This is a genomic window from Mycolicibacterium confluentis (genome assembly GCF_010729895.1).
In the GTDB taxonomy this organism is placed as follows: Bacteria; Actinomycetota; Actinomycetes; order Mycobacteriales; family Mycobacteriaceae; genus Mycobacterium; species Mycobacterium confluentis.
The window spans coordinates 3,818,321-3,844,147 of the sequence record NZ_AP022612.1 but is presented as its reverse complement, the minus strand read 5'-3'; the positions used below and the strand labels follow the sequence as shown (position 1 = coordinate 3,844,147).

General features: G+C 68.3%; 20 protein-coding genes. 11 read left to right on the top strand and 9 right to left on the bottom strand.

Annotation, left to right across the window (positions count from 1 at the left end):
- Positions 1-2: 2 nt before the first annotated feature.
- On the top strand, positions 3-1,130 hold the full coding sequence (locus G6N34_RS18080) for a GuaB3 family IMP dehydrogenase-related protein (protein WP_109788336.1): 1,128 nt from the start codon (positions 3-5) through the stop codon (positions 1,128-1,130).
- A 59-nt stretch (positions 1,131-1,189) separates the two neighbouring features.
- Here the strand turns inward: G6N34_RS18080 and G6N34_RS18075 are convergent, their stop codons facing one another.
- Entirely contained in the window at positions 1,190-2,083 is an 894-nt protein-coding gene (locus tag G6N34_RS18075) for a type IV toxin-antitoxin system AbiEi family antitoxin (RefSeq protein ID WP_109788301.1), read from the bottom strand.
- 174 nt (positions 2,084-2,257) lie between these two features.
- Here G6N34_RS18075 and G6N34_RS18070 point away from each other — a divergent pair, with 174 nt between their 5' ends.
- The 4 genes from G6N34_RS18070 (at position 2,258) to G6N34_RS18055 (ending at position 8,074) form a co-directional block, all read left to right on the top strand.
- On the top strand, positions 2,258-3,991 hold the full coding sequence (locus G6N34_RS18070) for a GMC oxidoreductase (RefSeq protein ID WP_085149274.1): 1,734 nt from the start codon (positions 2,258-2,260) through the stop codon (positions 3,989-3,991).
- Between the two features lie 31 nt (positions 3,992-4,022).
- Positions 4,023-5,624, top strand: a complete 1,602-nt coding sequence (gene guaA / locus G6N34_RS18065) for a glutamine-hydrolyzing GMP synthase (RefSeq protein ID WP_085149272.1) — start codon at positions 4,023-4,025, stop codon at positions 5,622-5,624.
- A 190-nt stretch (positions 5,625-5,814) separates the two neighbouring features.
- Positions 5,815-6,486 carry a DnaE2-dependent mutagenesis accessory factor ImuA' gene (locus G6N34_RS18060; RefSeq protein ID WP_085149269.1) on the top strand — a complete coding sequence of 224 codons (672 nt, stop codon included), beginning with the start codon at positions 5,815-5,817 and terminating at the stop codon, positions 6,484-6,486.
- 1 nt (position 6,487) lies between these two features.
- Positions 6,488-8,074 (top strand): DNA polymerase Y family protein, encoded by a 1,587-nt coding sequence (locus G6N34_RS18055; RefSeq protein ID WP_085149267.1) that lies wholly within the window; start codon positions 6,488-6,490, stop codon positions 8,072-8,074.
- A gap of 6 nt (positions 8,075-8,080) precedes the next feature.
- On the opposite strand, the gene G6N34_RS18050 is transcribed toward G6N34_RS18055, so the two are convergent.
- The 7 genes from G6N34_RS18050 to G6N34_RS18020 form a co-directional block, all read right to left on the bottom strand.
- The gene (locus tag G6N34_RS18050) at positions 8,081-9,124 is read right to left on the bottom strand and encodes a nucleoside hydrolase (RefSeq protein ID WP_085149264.1); all 1,044 of its coding nucleotides are present in this window, start codon (positions 9,122-9,124) and stop codon (positions 8,081-8,083) included.
- Positions 9,125-9,175: 51 nt separating this feature from the next.
- Positions 9,176-9,604 (bottom strand): pyridoxamine 5'-phosphate oxidase family protein, encoded by a 429-nt coding sequence (locus G6N34_RS18045; protein WP_085149261.1) that lies wholly within the window; start codon positions 9,602-9,604, stop codon positions 9,176-9,178.
- 18 nt (positions 9,605-9,622) lie between these two features.
- On the bottom strand, positions 9,623-10,735 hold the full coding sequence (locus G6N34_RS18040) for an Rv2629 family ribosome hibernation factor (RefSeq protein WP_085149258.1): 1,113 nt from the start codon (positions 10,733-10,735) through the stop codon (positions 9,623-9,625).
- Positions 10,736-10,945: 210 nt separating this feature from the next.
- Positions 10,946-12,946, bottom strand: coding sequence for an SDR family oxidoreductase (locus G6N34_RS18035; RefSeq protein WP_109788300.1), 2,001 nt, complete (start codon positions 12,944-12,946; stop codon positions 10,946-10,948).
- Between the two features lie 51 nt (positions 12,947-12,997).
- A complete protein-coding gene (locus G6N34_RS18030; protein ID WP_085149253.1) occupies positions 12,998-13,687 on the bottom strand; it encodes a histidine phosphatase family protein in 690 nt (229 codons plus the stop codon).
- Complete coding sequence (locus tag G6N34_RS18025) at positions 13,688-14,587, bottom strand: acyl-CoA thioesterase (protein ID WP_085149250.1); 900 nt, start codon at positions 14,585-14,587, stop codon at positions 13,688-13,690. It lies immediately after the preceding gene.
- 42 nt (positions 14,588-14,629) lie between these two features.
- Positions 14,630-14,878, bottom strand: coding sequence for a hypothetical protein (locus tag G6N34_RS18020; protein ID WP_085150030.1), 249 nt, complete (start codon positions 14,876-14,878; stop codon positions 14,630-14,632).
- 132 nt (positions 14,879-15,010) lie between these two features.
- Between G6N34_RS18020 and G6N34_RS18015 the strand changes: the two genes are divergently transcribed.
- On the top strand, positions 15,011-15,898 hold the full coding sequence (locus G6N34_RS18015) for a universal stress protein (RefSeq protein WP_085149247.1): 888 nt from the start codon (positions 15,011-15,013) through the stop codon (positions 15,896-15,898).
- A complete protein-coding gene (locus G6N34_RS18010) occupies positions 15,895-17,433 on the top strand; it encodes an APC family permease (RefSeq protein ID WP_085149244.1) in 1,539 nt (512 codons plus the stop codon). The genes G6N34_RS18015 and G6N34_RS18010 overlap by 4 nt, the downstream gene beginning before the upstream one ends.
- Here the strand turns inward: G6N34_RS18010 and G6N34_RS18005 are convergent.
- Positions 17,430-18,410, bottom strand: a complete 981-nt coding sequence (locus G6N34_RS18005; protein ID WP_085150027.1) for an Acg family FMN-binding oxidoreductase — start codon at positions 18,408-18,410, stop codon at positions 17,430-17,432. The two genes, G6N34_RS18010 and G6N34_RS18005, sit on opposite strands and share 4 nt — an antisense overlap.
- Positions 18,411-18,538: 128 nt before the next feature.
- Between G6N34_RS18005 and G6N34_RS18000 the strand changes: the two genes are divergently transcribed.
- The 4 genes from G6N34_RS18000 (at position 18,539) to G6N34_RS17985 (ending at position 25,821) form a co-directional block, all read left to right on the top strand.
- Positions 18,539-20,005 (top strand): bifunctional aminoglycoside phosphotransferase/ATP-binding protein, encoded by a 1,467-nt coding sequence (locus G6N34_RS18000; protein WP_085149242.1) that lies wholly within the window; start codon positions 18,539-18,541, stop codon positions 20,003-20,005.
- Between the two features lie 116 nt (positions 20,006-20,121).
- Positions 20,122-20,994 carry a universal stress protein gene (locus G6N34_RS17995; protein WP_085149239.1) on the top strand — a complete coding sequence of 291 codons (873 nt, stop codon included), beginning with the start codon at positions 20,122-20,124 and terminating at the stop codon, positions 20,992-20,994.
- A gap of 44 nt (positions 20,995-21,038) precedes the next feature.
- Positions 21,039-24,335, top strand: coding sequence for an error-prone DNA polymerase (locus G6N34_RS17990; protein ID WP_085149236.1), 3,297 nt, complete (start codon positions 21,039-21,041; stop codon positions 24,333-24,335).
- Positions 24,336-24,423: 88 nt separating this feature from the next.
- The gene (locus tag G6N34_RS17985) at positions 24,424-25,821 is read left to right on the top strand and encodes a neutral zinc metallopeptidase (protein WP_234812738.1); all 1,398 of its coding nucleotides are present in this window, start codon (positions 24,424-24,426) and stop codon (positions 25,819-25,821) included.
- Positions 25,822-25,827: the final 6 nt, after the last annotated feature.

Below are 25,827 nucleotides of genomic sequence, written 5' to 3'. Positions count from 1 at the left end.
ACATGGTCGAAATTGGCATGGGCCGCACCGCGCGGCGCACCTACGAACTCGCCGACATCAACATCGTGCCGTCCCGGCGGACGCGCTCGAGCCAGGATGTGTCGACGACGTGGCAGTTGGACGCCTACCGGTTCGACATCCCGGTCGTCAGCCACCCGACTGACGCCGTGGTGTCGGTGGAGTTCGCCATCGAGCTGGGCCGCCGCGGCGGCCTCGGCGTCATCAACGGCGAGGGCCTGATCGGCAGGCATGCCGACGTCGAGACCAAGATCGCCCAGGTCGTCGACGCCGCATCCAAGGAGCCCGAGTCGACGGCCGCGATCCGGCTGCTGCAGCAGTTGCACGCCGCGCCGCTGGACCCCGACCTGCTCGGCGCCGCCGTCGCGCGGATCCGTGAGGCCGGAGTGACCACCGCGGTCCGGGTCAGCCCGCAGAACGCCCAAGCGCTGACCCCGGCGCTGGTGGCGGCCGGAATCGACCTGCTGGTCATCCAGGGCACCATCATCTCGGCCGAGCGCGTCGCCTCCGACGGCGAGCCGCTCAACCTCAAGACCTTCATCTCCGAACTCGACGTCCCAGTGGTGGCCGGAGGTGTGCTCGACCATCGCACCGCGCTGCATCTGATGCGCACCGGCGCGGCAGGCGTGATTGTCGGGTACGGCTCGACGGCGGGCGCGACCACCAGTGACGAAGTGCTGGGCATCAGCGTGCCGATGGCCACCGCGATCGCCGACGCCGCCGCCGCGCGCCGTGAGTACCTCGACGAGACGGGCGGTCGGTACGTGCACGTGCTGGCCGACGGCGACATCCACACCTCCGGCGAGTTGGCCAAGGCCATCGCGTGCGGTGCCGACGCGGTGGTGCTGGGCACCCCGCTCGCGGCCGCGGCCGAGGCGCAGGGTGACGGCTGGTTCTGGCCGTCCGCCGCCGCGCACCCGTCGCTGCCTCGCGGCGCTCTGCTGCAGATCGCGGTCGAGGAGAGGCCCACGCTGGACCAGGTGCTCAGCGGACCGTCGGATGACCCGTTCGGCGGGCTCAACCTGGTCGGCGGCCTGCGCAGGTCAATGGCGAAGGCCGGGTACTGCGACCTCAAGGAGTTCCAGAAGGTCGGCCTGACCGTCGGGAGCTAACCCCCGGGCGCTCTTCCCTCCCCGCGAGCAGACGCTAACTCGCACGAATTCGGGCAGAATCATGCGATTTTGTGTCTGCTCGCCGTGGACAGGTGGTGCGCGATCCGGTCAGTGAATTCGGCCTGGTTGACCCGCACGTCGCTGGAGACGATCGGGATCACGGTCCAGCCGCACTGCTGAATGCCGGCGAACCTCTTCTTGTCTCGCAGCATTTCTGCTCGTCCGGCATGCCATTCGATGCTCTCGTACTCCGCGCACACCATGGCCTCTGGCCACGCGAAGTCGCTACGCCAGAGCTCACCGTTGAAGCCGTGGATCTCGTATTGCAGTTCGGGTTTCGGCAGCCCGCGGTCGATCATCGCCAGACGAGCCTCGCTCTCCATTCCCGATTCCGCGCGGCCGTCGGCGTGTTCGAGAAGCGCTCGGACGTCGACGATTCCACGGCGGCCCCGTTGGTCGAGCACCGCCCTGGCCAGCTCGTCCGGCGTGCAGCGCACGGAGTGCAGTGCTGCGTCGAGCGTCGCCAATGCTCGCGGTCTGGACAGCTGACGGGCTATCTCGACGGCGGTCCACGCGGGGGAGGTGGCCAGGCGGCTGGAGACGCGTTGCAGCGGGGCGCCCGCCCGTTGGTGGACCATGAGCCCGACGGTGGGTCTGACCCGAGCCCCGGTGTCCAGGATGTGGATCGCAGTGGTGTTCTCGGTGTCGAATCCGTACAACCGGGCGGCCGTGCCGAGGCAGGCGACCGCCGGGGTGCCGAGAAACAGGTCCAGTGCCTGCAACCTCCCGACGAGGTCCGGCGTTGTCAGCCCGTAGACGCCGCGCCAGAGCCGGGTCAGGTCTCCCCGCCGAACTGCGACGTCGAGCTGTTGGCGGGTGATGACGGTCAGGAGTTGCTGAGTGGTGGCGAAGCCGCCGAGGCGGTGAATGAGGGCGATGGCGGCGTTGTCCACGTCCCGAATGGTGTGCAGGTGTGCTCCTCCAGTGTGCTCACACATCCACAGGCCCCACGTCCACCCGCGAGCAGACACAAACTCGCACGTGAGACGCCAAAACAATGTGAGTTTGTGTCTGCTCGAGGCGCAGAGATTTGGTGGGTTACCCGTCGGTAGGGCCATACTGGGGCCATGGCTCCGGATTATGACGTTCTGATCATTGGGTCGGGTTTCGGAGGCAGTGTCTCGGCGCTGCGACTCACCGAGAAGGGTTATCGGGTCGGCGTGCTCGAGGCCGGTCGGCGGTTTGAGGACGCCGACTTTGCCAAGACCTCGTGGAACCTGCGGAAGTTCCTGTGGGCCCCGCGGTTGGGGTGCTTCGGTATTCAGCGCATCCATCTTCTGCGCAACGTGATGATCCTGGCCGGGGCCGGAGTGGGCGGTGGTTCGCTCAACTACGCCAACACGCTGTACGTGCCGCCGGACCCGTTCTTCAACGACCCGCAGTGGAAGCACATCACCGACTGGCGCACCGAACTGATGCCGCACTACGAGCAGGCCAAGCGCATGCTCGGCGTGGTGACCAATCCGACCTTCACCGACGCCGACCGCATCATGAAAGAAGTCGCCGACGACATGGGCGTCGGCGACACCTTCGTGCCCACCCCGGTCGGGGTGTTCTTCGGCCCAGAGGGACAGAAGGCGCCCGGAAAGCAGGTTCCCGACCCGTATTTCGGCGGAGCGGGACCGGAACGCACCGGGTGCATCGAATGCGGATCGTGCATGACGGGCTGCCGCTACGGCGCCAAGAACACTCTGGTCAAGAACTACCTCGGCCTCGCGGAATCGGCTGGTGCACAGGTGCATCCGATGACCACCGTGACCGGATTCACGCAGCGGGCCGACGGCCTGTGGGAAATCCGGACGGCGCGCACCGGTTCGGGCCTGCGTAAGCGTCGGACGTTCACCGCGACGCACCTGGTCCTGGCCGCAGGCACCTACGGCACGCAGCGCCTGCTGTTCAAGATGCGCGACAGGGGCGCGCTGCCCAAGCTGTCCGACAAACTCGGCGTGCTCACGCGCACCAACTCGGAGTCGATCGTCGGCGCGGGGCGTCTCGAGGTCGGATCGGATCTGGACCTCACCCACGGCGTCGCGATCACGTCGTCGATCCACCCGACGTCCGACACCCACGTCGAACCCGTGCGGTACGGCAAGGGCTCCAACGCGATGGGGCTGCTGCAGACCCTGATGACCGACGGCACCGGACCCGAGGGCACCGATGTGCCGCGCTGGCGGCAGTTGGTCGACGGTGCCCGAAGCGAACCGCGCAAGATGCTGCGCCTGCTCAACACCCATCGGTGGAGTGAGCGCACCCTGATCGCGCTGGTGATGCAGCATCTGGACAACTCGATCACCACGTTCACCCGTAAGACCCGGTTCGGGTTCCGGATGATGAGCAGCAAGCAGGGTCACGGCGAGCCCAACCCCACGTGGATTCCGGCAGGCAATGAGGTCACCCGGCGGATCGCGGCCAAGATCGACGGCGTCGCGGGCGGTACCTGGGGTGAGCTGTTCAACATCCCGCTGACGGCACACTTCCTCGGTGGGGCGGCCATCGGCGACAGCCCGGAAACCGGTGTGATCGACCCGTATCAGCGGGTCTACGGCTATCCGACACTGTCGGTCATGGACGGTGCGGCCATCTCGGCCAACCTCGGGGTCAACCCGTCGCTGTCCATCACCGCGCAGGCCGAGCGCGCAGCATCGCTGTGGCCCAACAGGAATGGGCAGGATCTGCGGCCCGAGCAGGGGCAGCCATATCGGCGGCTCGACCCCGTCGCGCCCGAGCATCCGGTGGTCCCGGCGTCCGCACCCGGGGCGCTGCGGTGGCTGCCGATCGAGCCGGCAAGCTCCACGGGTTAACGGCCGATTGGCCCGCCACTAGACTGAACCGGTGGATTCGCAGTCGTCAGCCGCCGCCCGCCCCGTTCTCGTGATCGACTTCGGCGCCCAGTACGCCCAGTTGATCGCCCGTCGGGTCCGCGAGGCGCGGGTGTTCTCCGAGGTCGTCCCGCACACCGCGTCCGTCGAGGAGATCAAGGCCAAGGAGCCGCGGGCCATCGTGCTGTCCGGCGGGCCGGCCAGCGTGTACGCCGACGGCGCACCCACCTTGGATCCCGGCCTGTTCGACCTCGACATCCCGGTGTTCGGCATCTGCTACGGCTTCCAGGCCATGGCGCAGGCCCTGGGCGGCACCGTCGCGCACACCGGCACCAGTGAATACGGCCGCACCGAACTGAAAGTCGCTGGCGGTGAGCTGCATTCGGGCCTGCCCGAAACACAGCCGGTGTGGATGAGCCACGGGGACGCCGTGACTCATCCGCCCGAGGGTTTCGATGTGGTGGCCACCAGCTCCGGTGCGCCCGTCGCGGCGTTCGAGAACCGCGCGCGCAGGCTCGCCGGCGTGCAGTACCACCCCGAGGTGATGCACTCGCCGCACGGCCAGCAGGTGCTGAGCCGCTTCCTGCACGACTTCGCGGGCATCGACGCCACCTGGACGGCGGCCAACATCGCCGACAGCCTGGTCGCGCAGGTCCGTGAGCAGATCGGCGACGGACGCGCGATCTGCGGTCTGTCCGGCGGTGTCGACTCCGCGGTGGCCGCGGCACTCGTGCAGCGCGCCATCGGTGACCGCCTGACGTGTGTGTTCGTCGACCACGGTCTGCTGCGGGAGGGGGAGCGGGCGCAGGTGCAGCGCGACTTCGTCGCCGCCACCGGAGCCAAGCTCGTGACCGTCGACGCCGAGGCCACGTTCCTGGAGAAGTTGTCGGGGGTCACCAACCCCGAGGGCAAGCGCAAGATCATCGGCCGCGAGTTCATCCGGGCGTTCGAGGGTGCGGTGCGCGACGTCGTGCAGGACGGCGGGTCCGCCGACGAGCGCTCGCGCGAGGAGTCAGCTGGTGAGGTCGACTTCCTGGTGCAGGGCACGCTGTACCCCGACGTGGTGGAGTCCGGCGGCGGGACCGGCACGGCCAACATCAAGAGCCACCACAATGTCGGCGGACTGCCCGAGGATCTGAAGTTCAAGCTCGTCGAACCGCTGCGACTGCTGTTCAAGGACGAGGTGCGGGCGGTCGGACGTGAACTGGGCCTGCCCGAGGAGATCGTCGCGCGCCAGCCGTTCCCGGGACCGGGCTTGGGCATCCGGATCATCGGCGAGGTCACCGCGGAGCGTCTGGACACGCTGCGGCGCGCGGACTCGATCGCGCGGGAGGAGTTGACGGCGGCGGGCCAGGATCACCACATCTGGCAGTGCCCCGTGGTGCTGCTGGCCGACGTCCGGTCGGTCGGTGTGCAGGGCGACGGCCGCACCTACGGTCATCCGGTGGTGCTGCGCCCGGTCTCAAGCGAGGACGCTATGACGGCCGACTGGACGCGGCTGCCGTATGAGGTGCTGGAGCGCATCTCGACGCGGATCACCAACGAGGTGCCGGAGGTCAACCGCGTGGTGCTCGACGTGACGAGCAAGCCGCCGGGCACCATCGAGTGGGAGTGACCGCAGGGTCCCCCTCAAGCCTGTAGTTTCACCGCTCTCGGCGCCGGAATTTCCGGCGCCGAGTTCACTTGCGCACCGTGCGCCTCTGACATCGCAGCCCGCTTGACGCTTGTCGGGGGGTGGGTGTTTACTCGCTGCATCGAACATATTTTCGAACACGCGGTGTTCGACGGACGGCGAAGGGTGGGCGATGACGGCGGCACTTTCCCGGCAGGAAAGCCCGGAAAATCGCTCTGAACAGGTGGAACGCCTCCGCAGGCAGATCGCGGCGGTGTCCGGGAAAGTCGGTGCCCCACGCCGCGGCATGGGCGCCCCGAATCAGCCTGTCGAAGCACCGGAAACTTTGCTGCCGGTGCCGGAATCCCTGGCTGAACTGCTCCCTCGCGGGTTGCCCAGAGGGGTCGTCGGGGTGCTGTCCGGAGCGCGTTCCCTGCCCTTGAGCATGGTCGCCGCGGTGACGGCCGGAGGCGGTTTCGCGGCTCTGGTGGGCATGCCCCGAGCCAGCCTGCTGGCCGCGGCGGAGATGGGCGCCACGCTCGACCGGGTGGCGGTGATCCCCGACCCGGGGGCCGATCCGCTCGAGGTGGCCGCGGTGCTGATGGACGGCATGGATCTGGTGGTGCTCGACATGACGGGGCGCGCGGTGCCGCCCGCGCGGGCGCGAACGTTGACGGCGCGGGCGCGACACAAGGGCTGCACGCTTCTGGTCACCGGAACCGACTGGCAGGGAGCATCCGTGCGGTTGGACGCCCGGGTCCGCGGTTACGAACTGACAGGCGGATGTGTGTCCGGCTATGGCCGGGTCGGGCGGGTCCGCCTGGCGCTGCGGGCGCGGGGCAGATGCGCCACTCGGGTGAGTTGAAATGACGCACTCGAGGGTTCTGGCGCTGTGGTGCATGGACTGGCCCGCCGTCGCGGCGGCGCAGGCCATGGGGCTTCCCGCCACGGCGCCGGTGGCGGTGACGCTGGCCAATCGGGTGGTCGCGTGCTCCTCGGCGGCCCGTGCCGCCGGGGTTCGGCGGGGCCTGCGGCGCCGCGAGGCGCAGGCTCGGTGTCCGCAGCTTGCCGTGGTGGCGGCAGACCCGGCCCGGGATGCCAGGTTCTTCGAGTCGGTCATCGCTGCCGTCGATGACCTGGTACCGCGGGCCGAAGTGCTGCGACCGGGTCTGCTGGTGCTCTCGGTGCGGGGCGCCGCGAAGTACTTCGGGTCCGAACAGGCCGCCGGGGAACGGTTGGTGGATGCGGTGGCCGCCGCGGGTGCCGAATGTCAGGTGGGGGTGGCCGACCAGTTGGCCTCCGCGGTGTTCGCGGCGCGGGCAGGGCGTGTCGTGGCGCCGGGGGAGGACGCCGACTTCCTGTCCACGTTGTCGATCCGGCAGCTGGCCGCCGAGCCGAGCCTGTCCGCCCCGGGGCGGGAGGACCTGGCTGATCTGTTGTGGCGGTTGGGTATTCGCAGTTTCGGCCAGTTCGCCGCACTGCCGCGTACGGATGTGTCGTCGCGGTTCGGTGCGGATGCGGTGGCCGCGCACCGGATGGTGCGCGCCGAGGAGGTCCGTGGCCCCTCCGGTCGTGAGCTGCCGCCCGAGCGGGACGCCGTGCTGGACTGTGACCCGCCCATCGACAGGGTGGACGCCGCCGCGTTCGCGGGTCGCACGCTCGCGGGTCAGCTGCACAGGAGCCTGGAGTCGGCGGGTGTGGGCTGCACGCGGTTGGCCATCCACGCCGTCACCAGCAACGGCGAAGAACTGACCCGGGTGTGGCGATGCGCCGAACCGTTGACCGAGGATGCCACCGCGGACCGGATCCGCTGGCAGTTGGACGGCTGGCTCAACCGGCGGCATGCCGCCGACCGGCCCAGCGGCCCGATCGTGGTGCTGCGTCTGCACCCAGTCGAAGTGGTCTCCGCCGGGGCGCTGCAGTTGCCGTTGTGGGGCGGTGTCGGTGACGAGGATCGGCTGCGCGCCCGTCGCGCACTGGTCCGGGTTCAGGGTCTGCTGGGCCCGGAGGCGGTGCAGGTGCCGGTGCTCAGCGGCGGGCGCGGCCCCTCCGAACGCATCACCTTCACCCCGCTCGGTGATGAACTGGTGCCGCGGGCCGACCCGGATCGGCCGTGGCCGGGGTCGCTGCCGGAGCCCGCGCCCGCGGTGCTTCTCGACGACCCGGTAGAACTCCTTGATGAGCAGGGGAATTCGGTGCGTGTGACATCCCGGGGGCTGTTCTCGGCCGAGCCGGCCCGGCTCGACGCCCCGCACCGCGAGCACTGCGGGCGGTTGCGCTGGTGGACGGGGCCGTGGCCGGTCGATGAACGCTGGTGGGATCAGGACGCCCCCGGTCGCACCGCACGGGCCCAGGTGCTTCTGGAGGACGGTTCGTCGGCGACGGAGTCCGGTCCAGCGCTGCTGCTGTGTTATCGGAAGCGTCGTTGGTATGTGGAGGGGGTCTACGAGTAGCCGGGTCTAGCTGGCCAGCCGGCGCGCGAACGGTGCCACGCGGGCGATGTAACGCTCGAAGAACACGTCGGCCAGCGGTGCGGACTGCTGCGGTGTCCCGCCCACGACGATCGCGGCGTTGGGTGGCCGATTCCAGTGCGCACCGAAGTCGGCGACCGTCATACCGCGGGTCAACGTGCCGTGCAGTTCCACGTCGACGGTCGCGGAGCGTGTGCGCACCAGGCTCGGGTCCAGCGCCACGGCCGCCGCGAAGGGGTCGTGCAGATGCGCCAGGTAGCCCTCGCCCTGATCGAAATGGAACTCGAAGTAGAACCGCATCGCGTCCTCGAGCACGCGGATCAGCGGGTTGGTGGCCGTCGACCGTGTGCCCCGCACATCCTGCGGACTCATCTCCGTCGTCGGGGATCCCGCGGCATCGGCCAGGCGGGCCAAGATCTGCGGGGTGGCCATGATGCTCTCGGTGACGTTCAGGCCGCAGACCAGCGGCAGTGCACCGGACTGGGCGCCGAACGCCGCGAACACCTCCGCGGCGGCCTCGGGATCCACCGCGATGTTCCACTCGGACACCGGTGTGGTGTTGCCGCGGTACTCGAAAGACCCGCCCATGATGACCAGCCGGCGCAGCAGGCGCGGCAGTTCGGGATCGGCTCGCAGCGCCAGTGCCAGGTTGGTCATCGGCCCGGTGGCCAGGCCGATGAGTTCGCCGGGGTGTGCGTGGGCCGCGGAAATCCATGCCTCCGCGGCGTCGAAGCCGCTGGGTTGCGTTGTTGGAGCGGGCAACTCGGCGTAGCCCAGACCGGTAGGGCCGTGCGTGTCCTCCGCCGTGCGCAGCGGAATACTCAGGGGCAGTGCCGAACCCACCGAGACTGGGATGCCGGTGGCTCCACACAACTCCAGCAGGGCCAGGTTGTTCCGACAGACCTGCTGCACACCAGTGTTTCCCGCCGTCGAGGCGATGCCGACGAGGTCGACGTCGGGACTGGCCAGCAGATACGCCAAGGCGAAGGCGTCGTCGACGCCGGTGTCCACATCGGCGAAGACGGTGGGCATCGGTCCATGTTATCGGCCGCCTCGCCCACGCACACCGGGCGTGCGCGGGGCTCAGGGGCCTTCGAACCGCCCCGTCAACTCATCGAGGCGGATGCGGAACACCGCCGCGTGCAGAAATCCGGTGTGGTCCGGCGGCGCCTCCGCCCCGCCCGGACGCAGCAGCGGCATCAACCGGTCGAAGAGCAGGCGCAGACCCTCTTCGGCGGCGGCGCCGTCCAACTCCTCGAACCGGCCCCACCCGACGACACTGCGCCAGCGTGTCACGTCCTCGACCTGCTCGACCTCGAAACATACGTCGGGGTCGGCGCGCATAGCCTGCAGTTTCCGGCCCTCGGTGGTGTGGCCGTAGACCGCACCGTCGTCATACACGTAGCAGACGGGCACCACATAGGGCCGCCCGGCGTCGATACAACCGATACGCCCGACGACCTCTGCTCCCAGAAGTTCCTCGATCTGCGCGGGGGTGAGTTCGCCGAGCATCGGTACGGATCCCTTCGCTCACTCTGCCGGTGGAACGGTGACGGCATAGCGCAGCAGGGCGGCAATCCCATCGGTGACATCGAGATGGGAAAGGCGGACCACGTTCGCCCCCAGGCTCAGGGCCGCGAACGGCAGCACCTCATCGGCCCGCGCCACCCCCCGTGGGGCTTCCCCCAGTTCGGACAGTGTGTCGGCATCGGGGGCGACCGTGGTCCGCCCGTCGCCCGTGAGCACCGTCGCATCGGCGAGATCGCCGATCACCAGGGTGTCGACATAGCCGGATCGCAGTGCCGTGCACACCTGCCGAATCCCCTCTGCGAGCAGTTCCGAACCCCGTCCCTTCTCGGCCCACACGCGGTCGATGATCTCGGCGCCCTCGGCGACCCGGCGGCGCTGGTAATCGTCATCGATGAGCCCCGCGACCTCCGATTCGCGGACGCGGTGGCCAAGGGCGCCCGCCCCCAGCTGGCAGACCCGCTCCGCCACTCGTTTCGGCAGTTCGGAAACCACATCGCCGCGAGACCGCACCGTCCCGCACACGAACACGACCTCTGGACCGGTCTGGTCGGCCAGCTCGACGATGCGGGCCGCGACCGCGCGGACATTGGTCCGGACGGCTTCGTCGGTGGTGTGTTGCCTGTCGCCGTACTCGCCCCGCCCGGCCGAGGCGGGTTTGTGCACCGGATAGCCGTCCCCCTCGACGTTCTCCTTCCGGACGTTGCCCCCCTGGCGGACCGTGATGTCCGCGCCCTCGCGGTCAACGGAGGCAAGCAGATAGGTCGGCGGGGGGCTTCCGAGGTCCAGCAGCGGCAGCAGATAGGGGTACTCGGAGATGCGGAGCAGGGTGGACGACGGTGGTGTCTTGAGATGCTGCTCGAGCAGGATTCCCTCGTGCGTCGCGATCACCGCACGCCCCTGATGGCCCACCGCCGGCCGGCCGTTCAGAATCACCTGTTCCAGAGAGGTGATGACCTCCGAGTCGGCGCCCCCACGCTCGAGATGCGTACGCAGATCACGCCACATCGCCGCCAACTGTGCCTCCGCGTCGGTGACGTCCCGCGAGTCGTCGATGTACACCGACACAAACGGACCCTTGGCGGTCATCAACGGCCTGAACTGTTCTGGCTGCATCGTTTGACCGAGCTCTCGTGCATATGCACCGTGCGGGCGGAGGGGTCTGCTGTTCGGCATGCCTCGATGGTGATCCGTCCCTGCGTGCCCAGACAGGGCCGTCCGGACCACACCGCTAGGGTATTAGGGCCCCCCGGTTCGAGGTCGGGCAGATCACCGATGAGTTCGCCTCGCAGCTGGCCAACAGGTACGCCAGTGCGATCGGGCCGGTCACCAGTGCACGCCGGGCACGAGTCGCACGGCCCGCTTGACCGGACGGGGCACCCGCGGCAGGGGCAGTGCGCGGGCCGGGCGGGCTGGCGGTCTATCGCGGGTGGGGGCCACCCCTCGGGCCGCGGCCGAATCGGGGAAGCCCAGGTAAAGCTGGTGCAGCACACGTCGACTCAACCGCGGTGTGAAGTACAGGCCCGCGTCCGCCAGGGTGCCCAGTGGCGTGTCGATCCGCACGGGTTTCTCCACCAGGCCGCGCACGACCATGGCCGCGGCGTGTTCTGCGCTGATCGCCGGCACGGGGTTCAACCGCTTCGACGGCGCGATCATCGGAGTCTGCACCAGCGGCATGTGGATCGTGGTGAAGGTGATGTGGTCCGACAGTGTCTCGGTCGACACCACGTCGGCGAACGCATCGAGCGCGGCCTTGCTCGGCAGGTAGGCCGAGTACCGCGGGGTCGACGCCTGCACTCCGGCACTCGAGACGTTGACCACGTGGCCGAAGTGACGCTCGCGCCAGTGCGGCAGCAGTGCGAGCACCATGCGCACGGCGCCGAAGTAGTTGACCGCCATCACCCTCTCGTAGTCGTGGAGCCGATCGGTGGACGCCGTGACCGAGCGCCGGATGGAGCGACCCGCGTTGTTCACCAGGTAGTCGACGTGGCCGAACGTGGCGAGGATGTCCTTCACGCAGGCATCCACGGACGCCGAATCCGTGACGTCACAGGTGAAGGCGTGGGCCTGCCCGCCCGCGGCCCGGATCTCGGAGACCAGGTCGTCGAGGGCCTCGCCGTTGCGCGCCACCGCGAACACCGTGGCGCCGCGGCCCGCCACCGCGATCGCCGAGGCGCGTCCGATACCGCTTGAGGCACCCGTGATGACGACGTGGCGCCCGGCCAGGGGCGCGTCGGCGTCGATGCGTCTGGCCCGGTCCGGGTCCAGGTTCGCGGCCCAGTACCGCCACAGGGCAGGGGCGTAGTCGGCGAACTCGGGCACGTCGATTCCGCTGCCGCGCAATGCCTCCCGAGTGTTGTCGGAGGTGAACGTCGTGGGCAGGTCGATGACGTCGAGCACCGCCGGGGGCACCCCCAACTGCGCGGCGACCATGTTTCGCCAGGCCTTGGCCACACCCCGGGCGTGCAACACCGGGGCGGCGACCGCGCGCGGCAGCGAGGCGCGAAGCGGCGGCAGTCCGGCGGCAGGAGCCAGTGCGCGGTAGATCCCGCGCAGGCCGATCGACTTGGGCGCGGTCAGGTGGAACGTCGTGCCGTTCTCAGTGCCGTCGGTGACCTCGGCGTGCAGCAGGGCCACCAGGGCGTCGGCCACGTAGTCGACCGGCACGATGTTGGTCCGTCCGGTGTTGGGCAGGGCCATCGGGGTGAACCGGGGCAGCGCCGCGAGCCTGGAAAGCACGCCGAAGAAGTGATAGGGACCGTCGATCTTGTCCATCTCGCCTGTGGTCGAGTCGCCGACCACGACCGCCGGGCGATAGACCCGGAAGCGCAGGCCGTCGGCCTTGCGCACCAACTGCTCGGCCTCGAACTTGGTCTGGTGATAGGCCGTGGGCAGATTCTGGCCGACGGAGAAGTCCGATTCGGTGAACACTCCGTTGAAGTCCCCGGCCACCGCGATCGAGGACACGTGGTGCAGGATAGCGCCGAGGCGCTGGGTCAGCGCGATGACCTCACGGGTGCCGTCGACGTTGGCGCCGCGTTGGTGTGCGTCGGACGCGGCGATGTCGTAGATCGCTCCGCAGTGCACGACGTGGTCGATCTGCCCGAGTTCGGCGCACGACTCGGCGTTCAGGCCGAGGTCGGGCGCGGTGAGGTCGCCGACGAGGGCGTGGGCACGCTCACCCCAGTCGATGGCCAGTCGTTCGAATCTCGACAGCGATTCGCGGCGCACCAGCACCCACACCTGGGCCGTCGGATCGGAGGCCAGCAGTCTGGTCACGACGCGTCGCCCGATGAACCCGGTACCGCCGGTAACGACATAGTTCATGCAGTGCATCGTGGCGCGTCACAACACGTCTGTCAATGAATGTTGACAGTCCTAGGCTCCGAAGTCGGTGATCCCGTCCCAGTTGACCAGCCGCCACCCGGTCATGGGGTTGCCCTCGACCACCACTCGGCCGGTGTTGGGCAGCGGTCGGGTCCGCAGCAGGCTGTCGTTGGGGTTCTGCACGTTCAGCAGTGTCCACAGCATGATCGACCCGGCGTGTGCGAAGGCCACCGGATTCTTGTCGCCGCTGTCGTAGATCTCGGCGACCGCGGCCGTGAACCGATCGTTGAACTCCTTACCGGTGATCGAACCGGGGATCGCGACGGCGAGATTGCCGTCCAGCCACTGCACCGGGGCCAGGAAATACGTCTCGGCCGCGGTTGCCTCTGAAGTGCCCTCGAACCACCCGGCCTCGATCTCACGCAGGCCCGGCAACACCTCCACCTGCTCGTTCAGGTCGGCGGCCAGCGGCGCGGCGGTCTGCTGCGTGCGCACCATGTCCGAGGCGTAAATTCCGTCGAAATCCTTGTCGCGCAATTCATCTGCGGCGGCTTGGGCCTGACTGCGGCCCTCTTCGCTGAGATCGGGGCCGGGTACCGAACTGTCGATGAGACCTGACGCGTTGCCCTGCGACTGGGCGTGTCGAACAAAGGTGAGCGTGATCGACTCGGGCGCTGGGGGTCCGGAGCTGCATCCGGCGACCAGCAGGACCACCGCAATCACGCACGCGAGCACCTTCATTCAGCGCCGCCTCCCTACGAAGCCCTCCTGCGTCACGGTACAGACCAGGGAACCGTCGGCGTTGAAGATTGCGCCATTGCCCAACCCCAGGCCGCCGCCGGCGGTGCTGGAGCGCTGGTCGTACAGCAGCCAGTCGGAGAAGTCGACGGGTCGGTGCCACCACATGGCGTGATCCACCGAGGCCATCACCTCCAGCTCCTGCCAGGTGCGCCCGATCGCGGCCTGCAGGGGATCCAGGATCGTCCAGTCGCTGATGTAGGCCAGCATGCAGGTCCCCAGCAGGGGGTCCAGCAGCAGTTCGGCGGGCGGGTCCTCCCGCAGTCGCAGCCAGAGTCGGCTCACCGTCGCATCGCCAGTGGGCTCGTCGATCGCGATCCGCGGCGGCGGGTCGACATACCGCATCTCGGCGACGCGGAACCGGATCAACGACACGTACTGCTGGTCGCCGCCGGTCTTCGCCAGATGGCTGCGCAGTTGATCTTCCACGGCGGGCAGTTGTTCGGGGCGAGGCACATCCGGCATCCGGATCTGGTGTCCGTAGCCGTCGATGTCGACGATGAAGGACGCCAGTGCCTCCATCACCGCCACGTCGCCCTGCAGGGCGGTGACCCGGCGCGTCGAGAACGTCCGGCCCTCCCGCAATGCCGTGACCTCGTACCGCAGCGGCCGGGTCGGATCGCCGGGCCGCAGGAACGCCAAGTGCAGGCTGTGCGGACGGCGGTCGGTCACGGTGCGTCCGGCAGCCGCGATGGCCTGCGCGGCCACCTGACCGCCGTAGACTCGGGTCCGTTCGATCCCGTCCTCGGGTTGCGGACCGAGGAAGGCCCCGCCGCCAACGCCGTCTCTACTGACTTCGTCGAGGGCGAACAGGTCCAGGATGTCTTTCAGTCTCTCCGGCACACCTCTATAGAGCCATGCCGATCGCCGCGGCGCGCAACCGGGTCAGCGACAGACGTCCGGAGCCAGCCAGAGCAGGGGCCACAGTGCCGTCGTGTGGCCGAACGCGATCAGGTCGGCCCCGGCGGGCAACTGATACTGCAGTCGGCTCGCGAACAGATCGACCCGGTCGGCATTGAGGAACGTGAAACCGATGCCGATCACCAGATAGGGGATCGCCAGCCACAGCGCGAGTTCAATCAGCTGTTCGACGCTGATTCGATGGTTGAGCACGCGGCGCAACACCGTGAGCATGTCGCGAGCATCGCACACGGTGGCTGCGGGCACTGCAATTTCAACGAACCGGCGACACCCCGGTGTCCGGGTTGTCAGGATTACATCCGCGAGCGCCGAACACCTCGGTGCGGGATCGGTGGTGGCGGATCTATGAAGTTGGTGGTCGGTTATCTGGCGACGCCAGGCGGCGCTGACGCCCTGGCTCTGGGCATCCGGTTGGCGCGCAGTCTCGGTGCGCAACTGGAGATCTGCCTGATCCTTCCCCCCGGCAAGCTGCCTGCCCTCGGCGGGGCGCCGGCCAGCTATGACCAACTGGTCGCCGAACAGGCCGATCAATGGTTGGCCGACGCCGTCGCGCAGGTGCCGCCCGGCGTGGTGGCCCGAGGGCACCGGCTGTTCTCGGATTCGTTCGCGCAGGGGCTCATCGACGAGGTCGTTCGACTTCAGGCCGACGCGCTCGTGGTCGGCGGGGCCGGCGGCGGACTGGTCGGCAGCTTCTCGCTGGGTTCGGTGGTCAACGAACTCCTCTACAGCGCACCCGTGCCTGTGGCGGTCGCACCGCGCGGTATCCGGGAGTCCAAGGTCGCCACCGTCCGGGAGGTCACCTGCGCTGTCGGCGAACGGGCCGGCGCGGACCTGCTGCTGCAGACTGCGGTGCGCTTCTGTGCCGCGGCCGGGACTCCGCTTCGGTTGGCGTCGCTGGTGGCGCTGGACCCAGTGTTCGGGTCGCTGCGCGGTGACGGCGAAGCCATCCGGGAACACGCGCTCAACCATGCCCGCCTGACCCTGGAGTCAGCGAAGAACGAACTGCCCGAAGGCTTCCCGATCACCGCCACGGTGGCGGACGCGTCCTCGGTTGAGGAGGCGGTCGGAAGGCTGGAATGGCATGACGGTGACCTGATCATGGTCGGGTCCAGCCGGCTCAGTGCACCCCACCGGTTGTTCCTCGGTTCCACAGCAGCCAAGATGTTGCGCGTGCTGGACGTGCCGATGATTGTCGTCCCCCGAGACCAGCTCAGTGAAGAGGATCTGCTGTGAACGAATCACTGCATGCCATCGAGGAGCGCAGCGGGCTCCAGGCCAAAGGACTGGCCGAGGGCAAGGTCGGCACCTTCTCCGGGGCCATCCTCGGAATCTCCTGTGTGGCACCCGGTTACACCCTGACCGCCAGCATCGGGCTGATCGTCGCGGCCGTGGGACTGAAGATGCCCGCCATCTTCATCGCGGGCTTCATTCCGATGTTCCTGACCGCGTACGCGTATCGCGAACTGAACTCGCGGGCACCCGACTGCGGCGCCTCGTTCACGTGGTCCACCAAGGCGTTCGGACCCTACGTCGGCTGGATGTGCGGGTGGGGCATGGTGATCGCCTCGATCATCGTGCTGTCGAACCTGGCGGCGATCGCCGTTGAGTTCCTGTACCTGTTCATCGCGCAGGTGGCCAACAATCCGGGGATCGCCGACCTGGCCGGGAACACCGCCGTCAACATCCTCACCACGTTGGCGTTCCTGGCCCTGGCGACCTGGATCGCGTGCCGTGGCATCACGACGAGTGAGCGGGTGCAGTTCGTGCTCGTGGGCTTCCAGATGGTGGTCTTGGTCGCCTTCGCGGTCGTCGCGATCGCCCACGTGGCTGGCGGCGACGCCCCCGCGGGGCTGAGCTTCGACCTCGACTGGTTCAACCCGTTCTCCGGACTTGCGTTGGGTGCCTTCGTGATCGGTGTCACCGGCTCGATCTTCGCGTTCTGGGGTTGGGACACGTGCCTGACGCTCGGTGAGGAGTCCAAGGACCCCACCAAGACCCCGGGGCGGGCCGGACTGCTCTGCGTGATCTCGATTCTGCTGACCTACCTGCTGGTCGCGGTCGCGGTGATGATGTACGCCGGAGTGGGAGGGACGGGCCTGGGACTGGGCAACGAGGAGAACTCCGACAACGTCTTCGGGGCCCTGGCCGAACCGGTCCTCGGCAACTGGGGCGGACTGCTGCTGTTCCTGGCGGTGTTCATGTCCTCGATCGCGAGCCTGCAGACGACGTTCCTTCCTGTGGCGCGTGCCATGCTCGCGATGGGTGCCTACGGCGCGTTCCCGAAGAGGTTCGCCCAGGTCCACCCGCGCTATCTGGTCCCCGTGTTCGCCACGGTGACTGCGGGCGTGGTGACCGGCGTGTTCTACACGATCGTGAGTCTGCTGTCGGAGTCGACGCTGCTGGACACCATTGCGGCGCTGGGAATCATGATCTGCTGGTACTACGGCATCACCGCATTCGCCTGCATCTGGTACTTCCGCAGGGAGTTGTTCGCCAGCGCACACAATGCGGTGTTCAAATTCCTGTTCCCGTTGTTGGGCGGGCTGATTCTGGCGGCGGTGTTCGTGATCTCGGTCTACGAGAGCATGAATCCCGAGAACGGCAGTGGTGCTGCGATCGGTGGTATCGGCCTGGTGTTCTTCATGGGCTTCGGCATTCTCGCCCTCGGTGTGGTGTTGATGTTCGTCATGCGGGTACGCAGTCCGGGCTTCTTCCAGGGGGAGACGCTGCGACGCGACACCCCGGCAGTTCGCGAGACCGCCGTCTAACGCCGGAACCGCAGGATGTCGGTCAGCTGACGTCGCGGCGTCGCGGCCCCCGCACCGTGCAGTGCGGGCGCTGCGCCGACCCGGATCAGCACCTGCGGATCACTTGTACCCGCCAGGGAGGACAGCAGCGCGCGGCCGGAGTCCAGTTCGGTCAGGTGGGTGACCGTACAGGTCGCCAGTCCCGCCACCGTGCACTCCAGCAGCACCGTCGAGAGTGCTTCGCCCGCCGCGAGCGCATCTGAGCGAGTGTCGCCGGGAGTCGACAGCATCAGGATCGTGGCGTGATCGCGTGGCACCGCCGAGCGCCGGTCGCCGTGACCGCTGACCGGGAAGGCCCGGTTCACCTCCACATGGTCGGCCTCCGCCGACGACACCAGCACCCGGCGCGGTATGCCTTCATCGAGCTCGAAAGGTCCGGTCCACCAATCGAGTTCGGCGGAATACTCGGCGTCGTTGCGCCGGATCGCCTCACTCAACCGGGACGCGGCGGCCAGTTCGGGCCGCAGCTCGTCGTCGATCACGTCGAGGCGTACCGCGTCACCGTCGACGAGCTCACGCAGCACGGGCTCGAGAAGGGCCCAGTCGGTGGGTGCCAGCAACGGCAGCCGATCCGTGCGCCGCCGCAGAATCGCACTGGCCCGGTCGCGTGTGGCCGGCGCCACCGAGTCGGTGCGACGGAAGTCCAAGGACGCCAGGTGCGTCGGCTGATTGGGGTTGGGAAACCGGTCGACGAAGGACTGCCAGCCGGCCGCGGCCATCGCGATCCGCAGGTGGTCGAGGACCGCGCCACAGCTGATCAGCGCCTCCCGTGCGCCGCGGTCGGTGTGCCGGATGACGCGGCTGCGGTCGAGATGCAACTGCAGTTCGGGTCCGTCGGCGATCCACAGCCAGGGCTGGCTGTTGTGCAGCGACGGCGCCCTGGAGGCGACCGTGACGGCCTGCTTGATCAGTTCGGTGTCCACCGAATCACGGTTCATGATCATCATCGCTTTCCTCGCACTGCCATGGTTGCCGCCGACAGGCGTCGAAGACCAGAGTCGTTGGTCCCTGCCGCCAGTGCCTGAGGACAGTTGGGCGTGGCCGTGCGAGGGGCCATGATCGGATTATGAACGTCGTGCCCGACACCGCCGCCGCCGTCCGCGAGACCCATTCCGGCATGGTGGTGTTGGTCGGTGACCGGGCCTACAAGTCCAAACGCCCCATCGTGACCGACTTCCTGGACTTCAGCACCGTCGCACTGCGGGAACAGGCGTTGGCGCGCGAGTGGGAGCTCAACAGGAGGCTGGCTCCGCAGGCCTATCTGGGCATCGCCCATCTCGAGGGTCCGGGCGACGGCGAGCGCGAGCCCATCCTGGTGATGCGGCGCTATCCCGAAACCGCCCGGCTCAGCGCGCGAGTGTGTTCGGATGCGCCCGGTCTGGACGCCGACCTGCGTGCTGTGGCGGGCGTTGTGGCGCAGTTCCACGCGCATGCCCGTCGTGGTGGTGAGATCGACGCGGCCGCCAAAGTGCCAGCGGTGGCCGCACGTTGGAGCGACAACCTGGACGAAATGGCGGTGTTCGCCGACGAGGTGGTCGACGCGTCGACGCTGCAGCGCGTGCGGGAACTCTCGACACAGTTCATCGCCGGACGGGCCGTCCTGTTCGCGGACCGGATCACCCTGCGGCGCATCGTCGACGGCCACGCCGACCTGCTGGCCGACGACATCTTCTGCGTCGACGACGGCCCGGTGCTGTTGGACTGCCTCGACTTCGACGACGCACTTCGGCACGTCGACGGACTCGACGACGCGGCGTTCCTGGCGATGGATCTCGAGTTCCTGGGCCGCCCCGACCTGGCCGCCGAGTTCCTCGACGAATACTGCCTGCGTGCCGGCGACTCGGCCCCGCAGTCGCTGCGTCACTTCTACATCGCCTACCGGGCGCTCGTGCGGGCCAAGGTCGACTGCATCCGCTTCGGCCAGGGTGTGGCCGACGCCCGCGGTGACGCCGTGCGGCACCTCGAGATGAGCCTGTCGCACCTGCGCGCCGCGATCCCACAACTGATCCTGGTGGGCGGTGGTCCCGGCACCGGTAAGACCACCTTGGCCCGGTCATTGGCCGAACAGATTGGGGCGCAGGTGATCTCCACCGATGACGTCCGCAAAGAACTGGTGCGCGACGGTGTCATCGACGGTGCTGCCGGTGCGATCGACTCCGGGTTGTACACACCGGAGAACACGGCGGCGGTGTACCGGGTGGTGCTGCGTCACGCACACAGCGTGCTCGCGGCCGGCGGATCGGTGATCCTGGACGGCACCTGGCTCGATGCTCAGGAGCGCGAACGGGCCCGCGCACTGGCGACCGACGCGCATGCGGCGATGTTCGAGTTCGCCTGCACGGTGCCGTTGGCCGAGGCGCAGGCGCGCATCCAGGGTCGGACCGGTTCGACCTCCGACGCCACACCCGAGGTCGCCGCGGCCTTCGATGGCCGCACCGAGGCGGTGTGGCAGGGCGCGCATGTCATCGACACCGCGAAGCCCCTCTCCGATGCCGTGGCGCGCGCGGCCGACCTGTGCTGCGTCGCGATCTGAGGACCGACGGCCTCCCGGTCAGGTGACCAGGTGCCCTTTCGCCGACCCCCGCCCTGCAATAACCTCGAGGGCAGTGTCGGACGACGAGGTCCGGCCCGGGATGAAGAAGGTGCGACATGGCCGGGGCTCGGGGAATTCTGGTGGGGGCCGACGGATCAGCCCCCTCAAAAGTCGCCATCGACTGGGCCGCGCGTGAGGCGGCGTCCCGCAACGTGCCGTTGACCCTGGTCCACGTGTTGACGCCGGCCATGATGATGATGTGGCCTGAGGTCGCGATGCCGCCGGACTACACGCGGTGGCAGGAGGAGCAGGGGCAGGAGATCCTGCACGCCGCGGCCCAGGTCGCTGAGGAGGCCGCCGCGGGACTGCAGGTTCGCAGCGAGATGCCGACCGGACCCACCCTGGCCACCCTGATCGAACTCACCGGGGACGCCGACCTGGTCGTGGTCGGTTCCCGCGGTCGGGGCGCCCTGGCCCGCGGACTGCTGGGGTCGGTGAGTTCGGGCCTGGTCCGGCATGCGCACTGTCCGGTGGCGATCATCCATGACGAGGATCCGTTGATGGACCGACCTGCCGACGCTCCCATTGTGGTCGGCATCGACGGCTCGCCGGCGTCGGAGGTGGCGACGGCCATTGCGTTCGACCTCGCGTCGCGACGCGGTGTCGAGCTCGTCGCGGTGCACGCCATCAGCGACTCCGATCTGATCGAGAGTCCGCGCGTCGACTACGCGACCCTGGAGCAGAAGGCGAACGAGATTCTCGGCGAGCGGTTGGCCGGGTGGGGCGAGCGTTACCCGGACGTGCGGGTGCGCCGGGTGGTGGAATGGGCCCGGCCGGCCAACATGCTGGTCAGGGAGGGTGAGAAGGCGCAGGTCCTGGTGGTCGGCAGTCATGGTCGCGGTGGCTTCGCCGGCATGCTGCTGGGTTCGGTGGCGTCCTCGGTGGCCCAAGCCGCGCGGATGCCGGTCATCGTCGCCCGCAAACCCTGAGCGGAGCCTTTTTCTCTCGAACAGATGTTCGATAGACTGGCTCGGTGGGATGGCACAACGGACCGCCGAGCTGGACGGAGATGCAGCGCGTCCTGAACAGCAAGCCGCGCCGGGCGGGCATGCCGTTGGGCGAACCCGTGCTCGACGGCGGTGACAGTCCCGCGTGGTCGGCCAAGCGCGACGAGTATCGGCGTCCCGACGACGCGCGCCCGGCGCGGTCCAGGGTTCCGTACGCCGAACTGCATGCGCATTCGGCCTACAGCTTTCTCGACGGGGCGAGCACCCCGGAGGAACTGGTCGAGGAGGCGGCCCGGCTCGATCTGCGGGCGATCGCGCTGACCGATCACGACGGCCTCTACGGAGTCGTGCGCTTCGCCGAGGCTGCCGTCGAACTCGACGTGCGTACGGTGTTCGGAGCCGAACTGTCGTTGGGCAACTCCGCGCGGACCGATTCTCCCGACCCGCCGGGGCCGCATCTGCTGGTGCTGGCGCGCGGGCCCGAGGGGTATCGCAGACTGTCCCGGCAGCTGTCGCGGGCACATCTTGCAGGTGGGGAGAAGGGCAGGCCGCGGTACGACTTCGACGCCCTCACCGAGGCCGCGGGTGGGCACTGGCAGATCCTCACCGGATGTCGGAAAGGCCATGTGCGCCAAGCGCTCTCCCAGGGTGGCCCCGAGGCTGCCGCCCTCGCGCTGGCAGACCTGGTGGACCGGTTCGGCCGCGAGCGGGTCAGCGTCGAGCTCACCCGGCACGGCCATCCCGACGAAGACCAGCGCAACACCGATCTGGTGCTGCTGGCCAAGCGGTTCGGCCTGACCGTGGTGGCGACGACGGGTGCGCATTTCGCCGCCCCAGCCCGCGGTCGGCTCGCGATGGCGATGGGTGCGATCCGAGCCCGCAAGTCCCTCGACGAGGCCGAGGGGTGGTTGGCGCCGCTGGGGGGCGCGCACCTGCGGTCCGGGGATGAGATGGCGGAGTTGTTTGCACACCTTCCCGAATCTGTCACGGCGGCAGCGGAACTGGGGGAGCAGTGTTCGTTCGGACTGTCGCTGATCGCCCCTCAGTTGCCGCCGTTCGACGTGCCGGACGGTCACACCGAGGACAGTTGGCTGCGCCACCTGGTGATGCGCGGCGCCGCCGACCGTTACGGGCGGCCCGAGTCGGCGCGGCGCGCCTACACCCAGATCGAACACGAGTTGGCCGTCATCGCCGAGTTGAAGTTCCCGGGCTATTTCCTCGTGGTCCATGACATCACCAGGTTCTGCCGAGAGAGCGGAATCCTCTGCCAGGGAAGGGGATCGGCGGCCAACTCCGCGGTCTGCTTCGCCCTGGGGGTCACAGCCGTCGACCCGATCGCCAATGAACTGCTCTTCGAGCGTTTCCTGTCCCCGGCCCGGGACGGTCCACCCGACATTGACATCGACATCGAGTCCGACCTGCGCGAGAACGTGATCCAGTACGTCTACGAACGGTACGGCCGGGACTACGCCGCCCAGGTGGCCAACGTCATCACCTACCGCGGTCGCAGCGCGGTCCGCGACATGGCTCGCGCGTTGGGCTTCTCGCAGGGTCAGCAGGACGCGTGGAGCAGGCAGATCAGTCGCTGGAACGGATCGGCGGACTCGCCGGAGGTCGCCGAGATCCCCACCCAGGTCCTCGATCTGGCCTCCGAGATCAAGAACCTGCCGCGGCACATGGGCATCCACTCCGGCGGCATGGTGATCTGCGACCGGCCCATCGCCGACGTGTGCCCCGTCGAATGGGCGCGCATGGAGAATCGCAGCGTCCTGCAGTGGGACAAAGATGACTGTGCGGCAATAGGTCTGGTGAAGTTCGATCTGCTGGGCCTTGGCATGCTCTCGGCACTGCACTACGCCCGGGATCTGCTCGCCGAGCACAAGGGCATCGACCTGGACTTCGCCAAGCTGGACCTCTCCGAGGCGGCGGTCTACGAGATGCTGCAGCGCGCGGATTCGGTCGGGGTCTTCCAGGTGGAGTCGCGCGCCCAGATGGCCACCCTGCCCCGGTTGAAGCCCCGGGTGTTCTACGACCTTGTGGTCGAGGTGGCCCTGATCCGCCCGGGTCCCATCCAGGGCGGTTCGGTGCACCCCTATATCCGGCGCCGCAACGGGCTGGATCCGGTGGTCTACGACCACCCCTCGATGGAGCCGGCACTGCGAAAGACCCTGGGCGTGCCACTGTTCCAGGAGCAGCTCATGCAGTTGGCCGTGGACTGCGCGGGGTTCTCCGCGGCCGAGGCGGATCAGCTGCGCAGGGCCATGGGGTCCAAGCGGTCGACCGAGAAGATGCGCCGGTTGCGCGGCCGTTTTTACGAGGGCATGCAACAACGGCACGGCATCACCGGAGCGCTGGCCGACCGCATCTACGAGAAGCTGGAGGCCTTCGCCAACTTCGGCTTTCCGGAGAGTCACGCGTTGAGTTTCGCGTCGCTGGTGTTCTATTCGTCGTGGCTCAAGCTGCACCACCCCGCCGCGTTCTGCGCGGCGCTGCTGCGTGCCCAGCCGATGGGGTTCTATTCGCCGCAGTCGCTGGTCGCCGACGCCCGCCGTCATGGTGTGGAGGTGCTCGGCCCCTGCGTCAACGCCAGCCTGCCGCACGCCACGCTGGAGAATCGCGGTCTGGTGGTGCGTCTCGGACTGGGTTCGGTGCGCACCATCGGCGATGATCTGGCCAACCGCATCGTCGACGAACGAAAGGTCAACGGTCCCTTCGCCTCTTTGGTCGATCTCACTGGACGGGTGCAGTTGACGGTGCCCCAGACAGAGGCGCTGGCGACCGCCGGTGCGCTGAGCTGTTTCGAGATCACCCGGCGCACGGCACTGTGGGCGGCCGGGGCCGCCGCCAACGAACGGCCCGACCGCCTGCCCGGCGTGGGGACGTCGTCGCATGTGCCGACCCTGCCGGGGATGAGCGATGTCGAGTTGGCCGCCGCCGACGTCTGGGCCACCGGAATCTCGCCGGACAGTTTCCCGACGCAGTTCCTGCGCGCGGATCTCGACGCGCTCGGTGTGGTGCCCGCACAGGACCTGTTGTCGGTTCCCGACGGGACGCGAGTCCTGGTGGCGGGGGCGGTGACCCATCGTCAGCGTCCCGGCACGGCGCAGGGCGTGACCTTTATGAACCTCGAAGACGAGACCGGGATGGTCAACATTCTGTGTGCGCCCGGATTGTGGTCGCGGTATCGGAAATTGGCGCAGACGGCACCGGCCCTGGTGATTCGCGGCATCGTGCAGAACGCCACCGGCGCGGTCACCGTGGTGGCGGACCGAATGAGCCCCATCGACATGAAGGTCGGGTCGCGATCGCGCGATTTCCGCTGAATGTGGGGTCCGACTGCCCTTAGGCTGAATTCCGAAAGGGGGGCAGATGAAGCCTCACGTGGTGCTGTCGTTGGCGACAATTCTTCTCATGGCCATCACTGGATGCGGCAGTACCGTTGCGGGACAGGTGGTTTCACCGCTGTACGACCCGTTCAAGGTCGGTGGCATGCCCGCCGTGACCGGACCCAGCGGTATCCGCGACAACGCGCCCCCCACCACGGGCACCGTGCTCAACACCGATGACGGACCCGTCGACCACCTTGCCCTGCTCGCGGTCAACGACATCGCCGAGTACTGGAGCCAGAACTACTCGCCCGCCCTGCCAGGCGAGTTCATCCCGGTCAAGCGTCTGGTGTCCTACGACTCGACCGACAGTTCCAGCCCGCGGATCTGCGGCGGCCGGACCTACGAGATGGTCAACGCCTTCTACTGCCCGCCCATGCATCTGATGGCCTGGGACAGGGGAGTGATGGTGCCCGTCGGACAGAAGTTCTTCGGCGACATGTCGATCGCCGCGCTGATGGCCCATGAGTACGGGCACGCGGTGCAGAGGATGGCCGACATGATGGACCGGAGAACGCCCTCGGTGGTGGTCGAACTCCAGGCGGACTGCCTGGCGGGTGACTACCTCCGCTGGGTGGCCGACGGCAGTTCGCCGCGGTTCACCCTGGACACCGGCGACGGCCTCAACCACGTGCTGGCCGGCGTGATCACGATCCGCGATCCGCTGCTGACCGACGACCTCGAGTCCCTGCTGGCACAGCAGGAGCACGGCACGGCGCTGGACCGCGTCGGGGCCTTCCAGATGGGCTTCATCTCCGGAACATCGGCCTGCAAAGCGCTGGACGAGGCCGAGGTCCAGAAGCGTCGCGGCGACCTGCCGATCATGTTGGACACCGACGACGGCGGTCAGGTCCAGACCGGTGAGGTCGCGCTCGACGAGGACGTGCTCGGCATGCTCATGGACGATCTCGGCACCATCTACTCGCCGTCGCAGGCCCCCACTCTCTCCTTCGATCCGGGTGAGTGCGAGAACCCGCAACCGGGATCGCCCGTCGCGTACTGCGCGGACAGCAACACCATCGCGGTGGACCTGCCCGCGCTGCAGAAGTTCTCGGCCCCGGCCGACGAACGCCGCGATCTGATGTTGCTGCAGGGCGACAACACCGGCATCTCGGCGTTGACGTCGCGGTATGCCCTCGCGGTGCAGAAGCAGAACGGCCTCGCCATCGACACCCCGACGTCGGCGCTGCGCACCGCGTGCCTGACCGGTGTCGCGCAGAGGGCGATGATCGATCCGTCGGCCGACCGCAAGCTGAAGTTGACCGCCGGCGACATCGACGAGGCGGTGTCAGGACTGCTCGTCAACGGCATCGTCGCCAGCAACGTCGACGGCGCGACGGTCCCCGCCGGGTTCACCCGCATCGTCGCCTACCGGTCGGGTCTCGAGGGCGACGCCGACCTGTGTTACCAGCGTTTCGCCTGATTCGTG

What these genes read in the sequence shown, in the direction of transcription:
- G6N34_RS18080 (WP_109788336.1), top strand. Translation starts at nt 3, where the DNA reads ATGGTCGAAATTGGCATGGGCCGCACCGCGCGGCGCACCTACGAACTC.
- G6N34_RS18070 (WP_085149274.1), top strand. Translation starts at nt 2,258, where the DNA reads ATGGCTCCGGATTATGACGTTCTGATCATTGGGTCGGGTTTCGGAGGC.
- G6N34_RS18060 (WP_085149269.1), top strand. Translation starts at nt 5,815, where the DNA reads ATGACGGCGGCACTTTCCCGGCAGGAAAGCCCGGAAAATCGCTCTGAA.
- G6N34_RS18055 (WP_085149267.1), top strand. Translation starts at nt 6,488, where the DNA reads ATGACGCACTCGAGGGTTCTGGCGCTGTGGTGCATGGACTGGCCCGCC.
- G6N34_RS18050 (WP_085149264.1), bottom strand. Translation starts at nt 9,124, where the DNA reads ATGCCCACCGTCTTCGCCGATGTGGACACCGGCGTCGACGACGCCTTC.
- G6N34_RS18045 (WP_085149261.1), bottom strand. Translation starts at nt 9,604, where the DNA reads ATGCTCGGCGAACTCACCCCCGCGCAGATCGAGGAACTTCTGGGAGCA.
- G6N34_RS18040 (WP_085149258.1), bottom strand. Translation starts at nt 10,735, where the DNA reads ATGCAGCCAGAACAGTTCAGGCCGTTGATGACCGCCAAGGGTCCGTTT.
- G6N34_RS18035 (WP_109788300.1), bottom strand. Translation starts at nt 12,946, where the DNA reads ATGAACTATGTCGTTACCGGCGGTACCGGGTTCATCGGGCGACGCGTC.
- G6N34_RS18030 (WP_085149253.1), bottom strand. Translation starts at nt 13,687, where the DNA reads ATGAAGGTGCTCGCGTGCGTGATTGCGGTGGTCCTGCTGGTCGCCGGA.
- G6N34_RS18020 (WP_085150030.1), bottom strand. Translation starts at nt 14,878, where the DNA reads ATGCTCACGGTGTTGCGCCGCGTGCTCAACCATCGAATCAGCGTCGAA.
- G6N34_RS18015 (WP_085149247.1), top strand. Translation starts at nt 15,011, where the DNA reads ATGAAGTTGGTGGTCGGTTATCTGGCGACGCCAGGCGGCGCTGACGCC.
- G6N34_RS18005 (WP_085150027.1), bottom strand. Translation starts at nt 18,410, where the DNA reads ATGAACCGTGATTCGGTGGACACCGAACTGATCAAGCAGGCCGTCACG.
- G6N34_RS18000 (WP_085149242.1), top strand. Translation starts at nt 18,539, where the DNA reads ATGAACGTCGTGCCCGACACCGCCGCCGCCGTCCGCGAGACCCATTCC.
- G6N34_RS17995 (WP_085149239.1), top strand. Translation starts at nt 20,122, where the DNA reads ATGGCCGGGGCTCGGGGAATTCTGGTGGGGGCCGACGGATCAGCCCCC.
- G6N34_RS17985 (WP_234812738.1), top strand. Translation starts at nt 24,424, where the DNA reads ATGGCCATCACTGGATGCGGCAGTACCGTTGCGGGACAGGTGGTTTCA.